Source organism: Sphingobium sp. RS1 (genome assembly GCF_056156825.1).
Map to the genome: position 1 here is coordinate 2984449 of NZ_JBLZXE010000002.1, position 13059 is coordinate 2997507.

The 13059-nt window shown below is 64.5% G+C and carries 9 protein-coding genes and 1 riboswitch; of the genes, 4 read left to right on the plus strand and 5 right to left on the minus strand.

Annotated elements, in window-relative coordinates:
• Positions 1 to 62: 62 nt before the first annotated feature.
• The 3 genes from cobN to ACNHGR_RS16390 form a co-directional block, all read right to left on the minus strand.
• Positions 63 to 3800, minus strand: a complete 3738-nt coding sequence (cobN, locus tag ACNHGR_RS16380; RefSeq protein WP_475287439.1) for a cobaltochelatase subunit CobN — start codon at positions 3798 to 3800, stop codon at positions 63 to 65.
• Positions 3800 to 4834: a cobalamin biosynthesis protein CobW gene (gene cobW / locus ACNHGR_RS16385; protein WP_475287441.1), complete on the minus strand. Its 1035-nt coding sequence runs from the start codon at positions 4832 to 4834 to the stop codon at positions 3800 to 3802. Before cobW ends, cobN begins: the two co-directional genes overlap by 1 nt.
• Positions 4835 to 5021: 187 nt before the next feature.
• Positions 5022 to 5266, minus strand: a riboswitch (cobalamin riboswitch).
• A 69-nt stretch (positions 5267 to 5335) separates the two neighbouring features.
• Positions 5336 to 5902 carry a histidine phosphatase family protein gene (locus tag ACNHGR_RS16390; protein WP_475287443.1) on the minus strand — a complete coding sequence of 189 codons (567 nt, stop codon included), beginning with the start codon at positions 5900 to 5902 and terminating at the stop codon, positions 5336 to 5338.
• A gap of 196 nt (positions 5903 to 6098) precedes the next feature.
• Between ACNHGR_RS16390 and ACNHGR_RS16395 the strand changes: the two genes are divergently transcribed.
• From ACNHGR_RS16395 to ACNHGR_RS16410, 4 genes are all read left to right on the plus strand, one after another.
• Positions 6099 to 6326, plus strand: coding sequence for a CbtB domain-containing protein (locus ACNHGR_RS16395; protein ID WP_475287445.1), 228 nt, complete (start codon positions 6099 to 6101; stop codon positions 6324 to 6326).
• A 9-nt stretch (positions 6327 to 6335) separates the two neighbouring features.
• Positions 6336 to 7052, plus strand: a complete 717-nt coding sequence (locus ACNHGR_RS16400) for a CbtA family protein (protein WP_184269473.1) — start codon at positions 6336 to 6338, stop codon at positions 7050 to 7052.
• Between the two features lie 103 nt (positions 7053 to 7155).
• Entirely contained in the window at positions 7156 to 7827 is a 672-nt protein-coding gene (locus ACNHGR_RS16405) for a response regulator transcription factor (protein WP_475287447.1), read from the plus strand.
• On the plus strand, positions 7824 to 9164 hold the full coding sequence (locus tag ACNHGR_RS16410; protein WP_475287449.1) for a sensor histidine kinase: 1341 nt from the start codon (positions 7824 to 7826) through the stop codon (positions 9162 to 9164). Before ACNHGR_RS16405 ends, ACNHGR_RS16410 begins: the two co-directional genes overlap by 4 nt.
• Positions 9165 to 9223: 59 nt before the next feature.
• Here ACNHGR_RS16410 and ACNHGR_RS16415 read toward each other — a convergent pair whose 3' ends face one another.
• Positions 9224 to 11764, minus strand: coding sequence for a TonB-dependent receptor (locus tag ACNHGR_RS16415; protein ID WP_475287451.1), 2541 nt, complete (start codon positions 11762 to 11764; stop codon positions 9224 to 9226).
• Positions 11765 to 12102: 338 nt separating this feature from the next.
• Complete coding sequence (locus ACNHGR_RS16420; RefSeq protein WP_475287453.1) at positions 12103 to 13041, minus strand: hypothetical protein; 939 nt, start codon at positions 13039 to 13041, stop codon at positions 12103 to 12105.
• Positions 13042 to 13059 lie beyond the last annotated feature (18 nt).

Consider the following 13059-nt stretch of genomic DNA (forward strand, 5'->3'; position numbering starts at 1 on the left):
TTCATGCTCCTGCTAGAGCGTTTTCCAAGCAGATGGCTTCATCTGCTGGTTAAGAAAACGCGTTAAATCAAAAGGCTGGCGAGCAGCAGGCCCGCACTGTTGGACTTGGGTTTCCACAGGCCGCGCTCCAGCGCCTCGTTCAGGCGCGCGGCAGTTTCGCGTAGCGCGGCGGGATTGGCATCCGCCATGAAGGCGCGCACGGCCTCATCCTCGATGAAGGCGGCGTGGACGGCGTCGAAATGATGGTCGCGCACCGCATGGGTGGTGGCGGCGAAGGCGAAGAGATAATCGACGGACGCGGCGATCTCGAACGCGCCCTTGTAGCCGTGGCGCATGACCCCGGCGATCCATTTGGGATTGGTCACGCGCCCGCGCACGATGCGGCCGATTTCATCCTCCAGCGTGCGGATGACCGGGCGTTCGGGGCGGCTATGGTTATTATGGTAGCTGACCGGCCTTGCGCCCTTCAGATGTTCGACCGCCGCGGCGATGCCGCCTTCGAACTGATAATAATCGTCGCTGTCCAGCAGGTCATGCTCGCGATTATCCTGATTCTGGACGACCGCGTCCGCCTGGCCAAGCCGCGTGGCGAACAGGCTGCGTTCGGCGTCACCCTCCACCCCGGCACCATAGGCATAGCTGCCCCAGTCGAGATAGACATCGGCCAGGTCGGCACGGCTGTGCCACAGTCTTTCGTCGATCATCGCCTGCAACCCCGCACCATAGGCGCCAGGCTTCGACCCGAAGACCCGCGCGCCCGCACGCCGGGCGGCGGTGGCGGCTTCCTGCCCCTGTTCCAGCAACGCGGCCGTTTCGCGCCGGTGGCGGGCGGCGGCAGGATTATCCTCTTCCGGCTCGTCCAGCGCCATCACGGCGCGGGCGGCGCTGTCGATCAGGTCCATCTGTTCGGGGAAGGCATCGCGGAAGAAGCCCGACACGCGCAAGGTTACGTCTACGCGCGGCCGGCCCAGTTCCGCCAGGGTCATCATCTCGAACCCGACGACCCGGCCGGATGTCCAGTCCCAGCGCGGCCGCACGCCCATCAATGCCAGCGCCTGCGCAATATCATCGCCACCCGTGCGCATGTTCGCCGTGCCCCAGGCGGACAGCGCCATGGCGCGGGGATAGTCGCCCTGCCGCTGGAAATAATCGTCGACCAGCAACTGCGCCGATTTCCTGCCCAATTCCCAGGCGACGGCGGTGGGCACGGCGCGGGTATCGATCGAAAAGAAATTGCGCCCGGTCGGCAGCACATCGGGCCGCCCGCGCGTGGGCGCGCCGGATGGGCCGGGCATGACGAAACGCCCATTGAGGCCGCGCAGCAGCGCCGCCATTTCCCGCTCGCCGCAGGCATCGATGCGGGGCGCGAGATCGCCGGCGATCATGTCCAGCACGCTGGCCGTCGCCTTTCCCCACGCCGGCCGCTGATCGCTGTCCACCAGCGTTGCCGCCAGCAACTCCAGCCGTTCCACCATATCGCCATGGGTGCGCCAGGGTTCGTCCGACACGCCTGCCAGCGCGTCCGGCCGCACCCCGGTCCAGCGATCCCCCATCCGGCAATCGAGCGGATCGAAGTCGAGCCCCAGATCCTGCGCCATTGCCCGCAGCAGCGACGCCTGCCCGCCATGATCATATCCGCGCGGCGTCCGTGCGAGCGCGATCAGCAGGTCGCGCCGCAACCGCCCCTCCGGCGACCGGCCGAAGACGTGCAGCCCGTCACGAATCTGCAATTCCTTCAGTTCGCAGAGATAATTGTCGATCGCCGACAGCGCGTCCTCGTCATCGCCCTGCGCGTCCGCATCCTTGTCCAGCCCCTGACTGCGGGCGAGGTCGATAATGTCGCGGCGCAGCCGGTTGAGCCTGCGCGGGTCCATGCCAGCGGCGAGATAATATTCGTCGACCAGCGCTTCGAGCTGCTTGAGTGGCCCATAGGTTTCGGCGCGGGTCAGCGGCGGGGTGAGATGGTCCACGATCACCGCGCCGATCCGCCGCTTCGCCTGCGTGCCTTCCCCCGGATCATTGACGATGAAGGGATAGAGTTGCGGCACCGGTCCGGCGCAGATTTCCGGGAAACAGGACTCCGACAAGGACACCGCCTTGCCCGGCAGCCATTCCAGATTGCCATGCTTGCCGACATGCACCACCGCCTGCGCGCCGAAATGCCGGTCCAGCCAGATGTGAAAGGCCAGATAAGCGTGTGGCGGCGGCAGCGCGGGATCGTGATAGCTGGCCTTGGGGTCGATATTGTAACCGCGCGCCGGCTGGACGGCGAGGGCGATATGGCCAAATCTGTGTACCGCCAGACGAAAGGCACCGTCGCGTACAAAGGGATCGGCCTGCGGATCTCCCCAGCGCTCCAGCATGGCGGCGCGCGCTACTGCCGGAATGGTGGCGAAAGCGGCACGATAGTCGGTCAGCGACAGCGCGACCTCACCGGGTCGATCGAGCGAATCGAGCGCATTGGTGACGCCACCGGTCAGCAGGCGCATCAGCCCCACGCCGCTCGTGGGCGCATGGCCAATAGCATAGCCCGCTGCCGCCAGTCCGGCGAGGATGGCCGCCGCGCTGGCCGGCGTATCCAGCCCCACGCCATTGCCGATCCGCCCGTCGCGATTGGGATAATTGGCCAGCACCAGCGCCACCCGCCGTTCGTCCACCGGGGTCCGGCGCAACCGCGCCCAGTTCGCGGCCAAGTCGGCGACGAAGGCGACGCGGCCGGGCGCCACGCGCGGGACGATGATGCCGCACTGGGTCAGATGATCGAACCGCTCGGCCGCCTTGAAGGCGACGGCGCGGGTGAAGATGCGCCCGTCCACTTCGGGCAGCACGACATTCATGGCCAGGTCGCGCGGGCCAAGGCCGCGTGCAGCATCCTGCCATTCGCTTTCCTCGACGCCGGCAAAGGCCAGTTGGAGGATCGGGCAATCGGCCTGCTCCAGCACGCTCGGCGTGCGGGGTTCAGACGAGGTGGAGGCAGCAAAGCTGGTCACGTTCAGGATCACGTCCGGCCGCACCTGCGCCAACACGCCCGTCAGCCAGTCCATCGCAAAAGGCTCGCGCAAGGCCCGGACATGAACCGGCACGACATTGAAGCCGCGCGCCTCCAGTGCCGCGATCATCGCATCGACTGCGTCCAGCGTCCCGGCCACCATCAACGCGCGGTAGAAGATCAGGCAGGCGACCGGCGCATCCGGTTTCCAGCGCGCGCGCAGGTCCGACAGTGCAGGGCGATCGATGCCCGGCAGATACAGGCCCGCATCTGCCACCGGCACCGGATCATCGGGCATGCCCGCATCCCGCCCGATCGTGCGCGCGGCGGTTCGCAGGAAGCCCAGCGCATTGGCCATGCCGCCCTGCCGCAGATAGTCGCGCAGCCGGGCGATCAGGTCGGCCGGCACGGTCGATGCCCGGTCGAGCGCGGGATCATCCTCCCGCCCGTCGGCGATCGCGGCGAAGGCGATGCCCCGCTCCCGCGCCAGCTGTGCGATCTCGTCTATGCCATAGGGCCAGTAGCTTTTGCCGCCGAGCAGGATGACGCAGACGAATTTTGCGTGGGCGATCACCTTTTCGACATAGAGGTCGACCGAATAGGGGTGCCGCAGCTGGAGCAGATTGGCGAGGCGCACGCTGGGCGCGCCGGCTGCCGGCGCCTCGTCGATCAGGCGCGCCGCCGCCTTGGCGAAACAGGCCAGTTCGCTGTCCGCCACCGTCAGAATCACGATATCGCCTGGCGACTGGTCGAGGTCGATCGCCTCCTCGCCATTGGAGATCGTGCCGGGCGTGGCGGACAGAAGATGCATCAGCCGATGACCGGCTTCAGTGCATCCTCGATTGCGGCGTGATCCAGCCCCTTCTGGCCGATCACGACCAACTGGGTGCGCCGGACTTCGTCCGCCTTCCAGCCACGGTCGAAATAATGCTGGATGCGCGGGCCGACCGCCTGCACCACCAGCCGCGAGGGCTTGCCCGCTACCGCCACCATGCCCTTGATGCGCAAAATGTCGTGCGCGGCGATGGTCGCGTTCAACTGCGCGATCAGCGCATCGACGTTGGCAATGTCGCCGCCCGACAGGGTGAAGCTGTCGAAATCATCATGGTCATGCTCCTCCATCCCGTCGATATGTGATGGGCGGGCATCCAGATCATCCTCAGCGGCAGCGGTGAGGCCCAGCAGCGCGCCGGGATCGACTGCCCCCTGCGCGCTGTGGATGATCGCCACGCCGGGGCGGGTTTCCGCCTTCACCTGCGCTTCGACCGCGATCAGCGTATCGGCGTCGACAAGGTCGGTCTTGTTCAGCACCACCATGTCGGCACAGACCAGCTGTTCCTCGAACAACTCCTCCAACGGGCTGTCATGATCGAGGTTCGGGTCCGCCGCGCGCGCCGCCGCCAGCGCCGCCTCATCCGTGGCGAAGCGGCCGGCCGCCACCGCGTCCGCGTCGATCAGCGCGATTACCCCGTCCACCGTGGCGCGGGTGCGGATATCGGGCCACTGGAACGCCTTGACCAGCGGCTTGGGCAAAGCGAGGCCGCTGGTTTCGATGATGATATGTTCGGGCGGATTGGGCCGGTCGAGCAGCTTCTGCATGGTCGGCAGGAAATCGTCGGCCACGGTGCAGCAGATGCAGCCATTGGCCAGCTCGACAATATCCTCTTCCGGGCAAGCCGCGTCATTGCAGCCCTTCACCAGTTCGCCATCGACGCCGACATCGCCGAACTCGTTGATGACCAGCGCCAGCCGGCGCCCTTGGGCATTTTGCAGCAGATGGCGGATCAGCGTGGTCTTGCCCGCGCCCAGAAAGCCGGTGATGACGGTGGTTGGCACTTTGCTCATGATCTTGTCCCTTGTCGCGCGCCTCAAAACAACGAGGCAGGGACGTACCGTTCGCGAACGGCCGATGCGCGGGAGCGGTCGGGCGCCCGCATCAGGACAGCCGGCCTCGCGCATCGTGCGGCCCCTGCCGCTTCGTTCGTCGCTCAGACGGGTTGGACCGTGCCCCGGTCATCCCCTGGACCAAAGCAAGAGCGACCAGACGCCGGCAGGTCTCCTGGCTCATGGGTCATCGCTTGATACACGGCCTTCCCGGGCCTCGCATGTTGCAGCGTCCGGCCCAGTGGCTGCGGCACGGGGCGCCTTGCCCCGCCGCTTTTGTGTATCGCGCTCGCCACTTACAGTTGCAGGGACAGCCTCGGATTAGGACGGCTTCTCGCCGTCCGCACCGCGTTCCCATTTTAAGCCTCTTGCGAGGCACCGGCGCGATCTTTTCGCCCGCGCATCATAAGATGCATGGACGGGATTGCGGATAGAGACGGCAATGCCGGTCCGCAACTCTTTTCACAAAGGGGTGAGGCTCTGTAGCCGCCAGCGGCCGTTGAAGGACAGCATCGTGCGCGACAGCGGGGCGATGTCGATCCCGAGACTGGCATGTAGTGGCATGTCGAGCGCATGGGCGATGGCAGCACGGATCGGCATAGGATGGGACAAGGCGCAGATGCGCGCGCTCGTGCCGGCAAGGGCATCGAGCCAGACACCGATGCGCAACTGGCAGCCATGCAGGCTCTCGCCGTCCGGGCTGCCCCGCGCCGGATCGGCCAGCCATTGCGCAAGAGCATCGGGTTCCTCCGCCGATAGCCGGGTGAAGCTGCGCCCGGCCCAGCGGCCATGGCTGACGTCGCGCAATGCCGGCTGGGGCAGGGGGGTGACGCCCATCGCCTGCGCCGTTTCGATGGCGGAGAGGCAAGGGCTGACCTCCACTATCTCGCGAAAGTGGGTCGGTAGGGCGAGCGCGGCGGCATCGCGCCGGCCGTGATCGTCCAGCGATTCGCCAGGGGCGGGAAAGCCCCCCTGCCGGCTGGAGCGCGTCGCACCGGCGCAGAGCAGCAGCAGCGATGTCGTCAGCACGGCCTCCAGCAGATGATTGACGCCATCCCTTCGCTCAGCCTAAAGGACGGATCGTTCAGGATGAAGAAGCCGGTGCAATTCCGGCGCGGTCGCGCCACTGTTATCGCCGTCGATTGCCGACGTCGAGAGCCAGACCTTCCTCCCGGACTGCGACAATATCCCGGGGACGCGCAATCCCGTGCAGGAGTATCAGGCCATGGCGATTAGCGCCGTTCTGTTCGACGATCCTTTCATCCCCGTACGCGGCGATGCCGCCATTCCGATCGCGGATATCGCGCCCTGGGCCGTGCTGGGCACGTTGATCGCGCTCATCTTCCTCTATTTCGTCAGCACCGAACAGGGCGCCTTCGCTCTGTTCGACGGCATGTATGTGCATGAATATGTGCATGACGGCCGGCACCTGCTCGGCTTTCCCTGCCACTGACGCCCGGTCATGACCCGGACATTATTGTGGCGCGGGATGCTGGCCGGCATCCTCGCGGCCCTGCTTGCCACGCTGGTCGCGCGCGCGATCGCTGAACCGCAGATCGATCTGGCGATCGGTTATGAGGCGTCGCATGCCGCGCATCATGCCCCGGCGCCGGGTGGTGAGCCGGAACTGGTCAGTCGCGACACGCAGAAGGGGGCGGGCCTGTTCACGGCGCTCGCCCTCTATGGCGCGGCGGTGGGCGGCATATTCGCGCTGGTCTTCGCCTATGGCTATGGTCGGTTCGGCCGTGTGGGGCCGCGCAGTTTCGCGCTGCTGCTCGCCGGTCTCGCCTTCCTGCTGATCGTGATCGTGCCGGGGATCAAATATCCCCAGACCCCGCCGGCCGTGGGCCAGCATGAAACGGTGGGCATTCGCACCGCCGCCTATTTCATGATGACCGGCCTGTCGATTGCGGCGGCGGTGATCGCCGCCCATGTCCGCACCGCGCTGCTGCGATCCTTGCGCCCGCTTGACGCGACGTTGCTCGCCGTCGGTGTCTACGGGCTGGTCGTGGGCATCGGCCAATATCTGCTGCCGGCCATCAATGAGGTGCCGGCCGATTTCCCGGCGACCCTGTTATGGAATTTCCGCATCGCGTCGATCGCCAGCCAGGCCGTGCTGTGGGCGACGATCGGAATCGTCTTTGGCCGTTGGGCGGAACAGGCGCTCAGACAGGCCTAGCTGACTATGGCAGCGCGCTCTTAGCTATGGCCATCGACCGGCGACGGCATTATCTTCTCACCTTTGAAAATAGGGTGGAAACGGGCTCGACGCAGACATGGCCATGCAGATATTTCTGGTCGAGGATGACAAGCCGCTGCAACGGCAACTGGCCGAGCAATTGTCGCAGTTCGGGCATCAGGTGGAAACGGCGGATGATGGGCTGGCGGCGCTGGCGATCATCGGCCAGAAGGCGTTCGATGTCGTCATCCTCGACTGGATGATGCCGGGCGTCGACGGCGTCACGGTGCTGCGCCAGTTGCGCGAAGGGGGGATGCATGTCCCGGTGCTGATGCTGACCGCGCTGGGGCAGGTGTTCGACAAGGTCGAGGGATTTGAGGCCGGCGCTGACGATTATGTCGTAAAGCCGGTCGATCCGCTGGAATTGAATGCGCGGCTGAACGCGCTGGTCCGCGCACGTCGTACCAATGACCAGCCATCCGACACGGTGAGCGCGGGGGATATCACGATCAGCCCGTCCCGCTTGCGTGCCTGGCGCAACGGCCGACCGCTCAACCTGTCGCAGACCGAATTCAAGCTGCTGCTGGAACTGGCACGCGATGCCGGCTCGATCGTGACCCGGCCGATGCTGATCGAGCGCATCTGGGGTCTGGACTTCATGCCGACGACCAATCTGGTCGATGCCCATATCCGCCATTTGCGAGTCAAGCTGACCGAACATGGTGACGATCCGATCAGCACGCAGCGCGGCATGGGCTATCTGCTGCGCGCATGACATGGCGTCCGCAATCGCTGCGCGGGCTGACCATCGCCTTTCTCGCCCTGTTCCTGACCGTGACGATGGCGGCGGGACTCGGCACCTTCTTTGCGACCTTGTCGATGGTCATCGCGCTGGTGGACGAGCGGGTCGAGGCGGAAAGCCATGCCATCGCCCCGATCGGCGCTGCATTCGACCGGGACGAATGGCAGGAGCGCATCACCCTGATGGCGCGGCAACGCGACACGGCGGACCTTGGCATGTTGCTGACCGATGCGCAGGGGCGGCGGATCGCTGGCAATGTCCGCTTCACCCGGCCATTGCCGCTGGGCTTTTCCTCGCTCGACCGGCGCGACCGGATCGAGGGACTGAGCGCCGGACGGGTGCTGGTCCGCGACCTGGGGCAGGGGGTGCGGCTGGCGGTGTTCGCCGAAACCGAGCCGATTGACGATTATTTCGCGATGCGCCGGCGCATCTATATCGCCGGATTCGGTGCGATCGTGATTGTGGTGCTGGCCGGTCTTCTGCTGTTTCGGCGCCTGATCGGCGAGCGAATCGAACAGATGCGCACGACGGCGGAATCAATCATCGACGGAGATATCGCCCGCCGGGTGCCGTTGGCAGGGGACGGTGGAGAATTCGACCAGCAGGCGGCCGTGCTCAACCGCATGCTGGATCGCATGGGGCAACTGATGGCCGAAGTGCGAAACGTATCGAACGACATCTCGCACGACATGCGCACGCCACTGGCGCGGCTACGCAATGAACTGGCATTGCTGGAGCGACAGCCGGCGGCGGAGCCTGTGCGGGATGCACTGCAACGCGCGATCGGGCAAGCGGACGATCTGCTCGCCATGTTCGCAGCCATGCTGCGCATCGCGGAAATAGAGAGTGGCGCGCGTCGGGCTGGCTTCCAGTCGATTGCGCTGGAGAGGCTGACCGAGGAAATGGTCGAGATGGTCCGGCCGCTGGCGGCGGAACGGGACCAGCGCATCGCTATCATTCTGAACGAGCCGGTACGGCTGGAGGGCGACCGTCAGTTGCTGTCGCAAATGCTGGTCAATCTGCTGGAAAATGCGGTGCGCCATACGCCGGCGGGCGCGGATGTCCGGCTATCGCTGGAGCGGGGCAGCGGAGGGATCAGGCTGGCGATCGCCGACAATGGTCCCGGCATCCCGGCCGAGCAGCGATCATTGGTAATGCGGCGTTTCGGCCGGGCCGATGCCAGCCGCAATGGCGGGGGATATGGGCTTGGCCTGCCGCTGGCCGACGCGATCGTGCGGCTGCATCGGGGCAAGTTGACGCTGGAGGATGCGGAGCCGGGCCTGCGCATCGTCATGACCTTTCCCGCATAAAAAACCGGCGTGGCGGATGTCCGCCACACCGGTTCAGACCAGGATATAGTCCTGAAAGATCAGAATTTGAAGCTGGCTTCCACGCCGTAGGTGCGCGGCGCGTTGAAGTTGCCATAGTCGCCCAGCACGTTGGCAATGCTGCCGGTAGACACGCTGCTGGTCGGCGCGGCCGGCAGGCTGTTCGACGGATCGCGGCGGAACACATATTGTTCGTTGAACAGGTTGCGACCCCACAGGCTGAGCGTCAGGTTGCGGCCATTGCCGGCCTCGATATCTGCCAGCGAAATGCGGCCGTTGAAGATCAGCGAACTGTCATTCTTCGTGGCGAACTGGTCGAAGGCCTGGGTGGCCTGCGAATAATTGCCGTCGAAGTGGAATTTCAGCTTCGTGTCGCCACCGCCGACGGGCACGGCATAGTCGATTGACCCGCTCGCGGCGTTGCGCGGCGTGAACACGATGTAGAAATTCTGATAAACGCTGGTCGACGCACCGGTCGTGTCGGTAGCGGTGATCAGCACCGGTGGGATTTTCGTATAAGTATAGGCGTAGGAGGCGTTCAGCGTCAGTCCTTCGACCGGGTTCAGCGTCAGGTCCGCTTCGATCCCGCGGATCTTGGTGGTGCCGGGCGCATTGATCGTGACCAGGTTGTTGAAGCTGCTGGTGCCGACGAACTGGATGGAGCTGATGTCCACCTGGCTGTCCTTGCGGTCCATGATGTAGCCGGCCAGGTTGAAGCGGGCGCGGCTGTTCCAGAAGTCCGACTTCAGGCCGACTTCGTAAGACTTCACATCTTCAGGATCGAACGCCTGATAGTTGGACGTGCGCGAGCTGGCGCCACCGGCGCGATAGCCGGTCGCATATTTGGCATAGACGTGCAGGTCATTGCTGACGTCATAGGCGACGGTCGCCATCGGGTTGAAGCGGTTCCAGCTGGCATCCAGCGGCTTGTAGCCGACGCTGGCGGCGGGCGGGTTCGTGTCGTAATTCACATTGCGCGAATAGTGCAGCACGCCCTTCTTCTCGTCATGCGTGTAGCGACCGCCGACGGTGATGTGCAGCGCATCGGTGGCGTTCCAGGTCAGCTGGCCATAGCCGGCATAGCTTTTCGACCAGACCTCCGAAGCACGGTCGATCGAGCAGCCATTCACAGCCTTGCCCGCGAACGCCGGGGTAGAGGCGGTGCAGAAGGGAATGGTCACATAGTTTGCACCGGTAACGATGCCATTGGTGTAGGTGGCGACAGCGCCCATCGAGCTGGGGGTCGCAGCGTCGTCGCTCACATGTTCATTGAAGTAGAACAGGCCGGCGACATAGTCGATATTGCCGAAGGTGCCGACAGCCTGGAATTCCTGGCTGAACTGGCGCTGGCGCAGGTCGGCCAGGCTGTAGCGGCTGAAGGCGCAGGGGGAGGTTGCGGTGCAGGCGCTGGTGGCGGTGCCAAGGCCCAGGTTCACCAGCGGCGGACGGTGGGCGCCACCGCTATTGTCCCACTGGGTCGCATCGACGCCGCGCCATGCAGTGATGGAGCGCAACTCGATCTGGGGCGAGATTTCCCACTTCAGCGAGTTGGTGAAACCATGGGTCTTGTCGACGCTGACCTGCTGCGGCACGCCGATATCGGCTTCGCTCATGCGGCTGCTGCCGTTCACGGTGACGCCAGGCAGGAGCGACTTGACCGGACCGCCGGTCAGGTTGGTGTAGGCGGTGCCGGGCAGGGTGCAGGCGGGCTGCGATGCCTGGGTGCCGGTGGCGCAACCATTGGGGTTGTAGTTCAGCAACTGGCTGTAGAAGGGCGTATTCTCGTCCTTCGCGACATCATAGGAGAAGTCGTTGGTAATATTGCTGGTCGGCTGCCAGCGAACCGCGGCGCGCATCCCCTTGCGGTTATAATAGTTCCAGCCGGCCTGACCCTCCATCGGGTTCTTGGTGGTGGCGTCCTGATGCTGGATCACGCCGTCCAGCTTGATCGAGAAGCCGGCGATCGAGGGCAGGTTGATATGGGCATTGGCGGTGCGGCCGCCATAATTGCCGGCGCCCGCTTCCACGCGGCCACCCCATTCGCCGGTCGGTGCCTTGCTGACGATGCTGAGCGCGCCGCCTTCGGTGTTGCGACCGAACAGCGTGCCCTGCGGGCCCTTCAGAACTTCGACGCGCTCGATGTCGAACAGCGCGGCGTTCAGGCCATGCTGGCGGCCCATATAGACGCCGTCGACATAGATGCCCACGCCCTGCTCGCGGGCAGGCTGGTTGGCGTCGAGCGGCACGATGCCACGGATACCGATGGTGAGCGCAGACTGGCGCGCTTCGAAGGTCGCGATGCGCAGCGAGGGCACGGCGCCATCGGCGAGGTCATACAGGCTGGCGACGTGGCGGTCCTTGAGCGCCTCCGTGCTCATCACCGCCATGGAGATCGGCGTTTCCTGAAGGTTCGTCTCGCGCTTGGTCGCGGTGACGACGATTTCGCCCAGGCCAGCGTCGCCGGGCGTTTCGGCGGCGGCGGTGGCATCGGGCGTGGCGGTCTGGGCAAAAGCCATCGGCGCGCTGAGGCAAGCGAGTGCGGCCCCGGCGAGCAAGGTCGCCCGAGTGAATCGGTTTAACATGATGAAAACAAACCCCTTTTCAACGATTCTTTATGCGTCGAAAAGGCTGATATGGCGCGAACAAGACAGTTGGATGCAAGATTGAAGACAGGCGCGACGGCAGATCTTCATCTTCGGATCATTTAAGATACATCTATTTGATTTTACCGGATATTTCGGCATCTATGCTGCGCGAAATAAATTTCAGGCGGTGCCTGGCGGGTCGTGTCCGGCTGTTGCATGCCGTAACAGGGGCGCGCAGGGCAAGCGGGAAATGTGCGCCGTGCCGCCAGCGAGAGCGGGATATGAGCCGCTGGACGGACTTTGTCAGTTCGGTCAATCCTGGTGATAAAAGCCTTTCACGCCTGCAACTTGGCCTTCCGCTTGGCTTTTTGACGACGCCGTCGTTCCTTGTCCAGTTGCGCCAGATGCTCCATCGCTTCCCCGATACGGGCATTGGCGGCGAGAAACAGGGCCAGCCGTTGCCTGAACCAGATATCTTCCGGAAATGTGGCTACGGCCTTTTCGCACAGGGATAACCCCATCCTGCGATGCCGCTCCGTGCCCAGCAGCGGTATCATGATCTTGAAATATTTCCCGAGCGACCGCCGGTGAGACAGCATGGATCGGAAGGATATTTCCGTCAGGTCGCCGCTGATCGCGGTGCGCATGATGGATTTCAATATGCGCAGTTCGACGAAGGACACCGGCAGGCCATGCCCCAGGAAGGGCGCGCGCAAATAGACGATATTGTCCCACTGATAGCGTGCGGCATGCCGCGCATCATCGCGATGATAGGGATCGAAGAGGATGTAGGCGCGGCTTGCGGACCGGCATTCGACGGCTCCATCATGAAAAGGGCCGATCCAGTCCTGCTTGCGTCCATTTTCGTGCCCGGTTTCCCATGGGACGAGGCCGGCATTCAGCGTGCTTTGCGGGTTGAAGCTGATGACGATGCACCCCGGCGCCAGGCTGGCAAAGGCCGTGGCCGCAAATCCGCCCATCGAACTGCCCGTCATCACGACACGGGCGAAGCTTTCGAAGAAGCCGGACCGCTGCAGCGTAACCAGCGCATCAATCACGGCCGGGCATCGATACCAGTCCGAACCATAGGCGATCACGCCCAGCGTTGAATGGCCTTCTTCAGAGAAGAATTTGTGGCCCCAGCCTCTTCTGTCTCGCGGTTCGCTGTGCGGCGTACCGGCATTGTCGAACGACACGATCAGCGTATCGCCGCGCCGTTCGAATTCGAGTCGATGGTTGCCAGTATCCTGGATGAAATCGCAAAAATTTTGCATTCGCCCGCCTTGTTGGCT

Coding starts and splice junctions, on each gene's coding strand:
- cobW (WP_475287441.1), bottom strand. CDS start 4,834: ATGAGCAAAGTGCCAACCACCGTCATCACCGGCTTTCTGGGCGCGGGC.
- cobN (WP_475287439.1), bottom strand. CDS start 3,800: ATGCATCTTCTGTCCGCCACGCCCGGCACGATCTCCAATGGCGAGGAG.
- ACNHGR_RS16420 (WP_475287453.1), bottom strand. CDS start 13,041: ATGCAAAATTTTTGCGATTTCATCCAGGATACTGGCAACCATCGACTC.
- ACNHGR_RS16415 (WP_475287451.1), bottom strand. CDS start 11,764: ATGTTAAACCGATTCACTCGGGCGACCTTGCTCGCCGGGGCCGCACTC.
- ACNHGR_RS16410 (WP_475287449.1), top strand. CDS start 7,824: ATGACATGGCGTCCGCAATCGCTGCGCGGGCTGACCATCGCCTTTCTC.
- ACNHGR_RS16405 (WP_475287447.1), top strand. CDS start 7,156: ATGCAGATATTTCTGGTCGAGGATGACAAGCCGCTGCAACGGCAACTG.
- ACNHGR_RS16400 (WP_184269473.1), top strand. CDS start 6,336: ATGACCCGGACATTATTGTGGCGCGGGATGCTGGCCGGCATCCTCGCG.
- ACNHGR_RS16395 (WP_475287445.1), top strand. CDS start 6,099: ATGGCGATTAGCGCCGTTCTGTTCGACGATCCTTTCATCCCCGTACGC.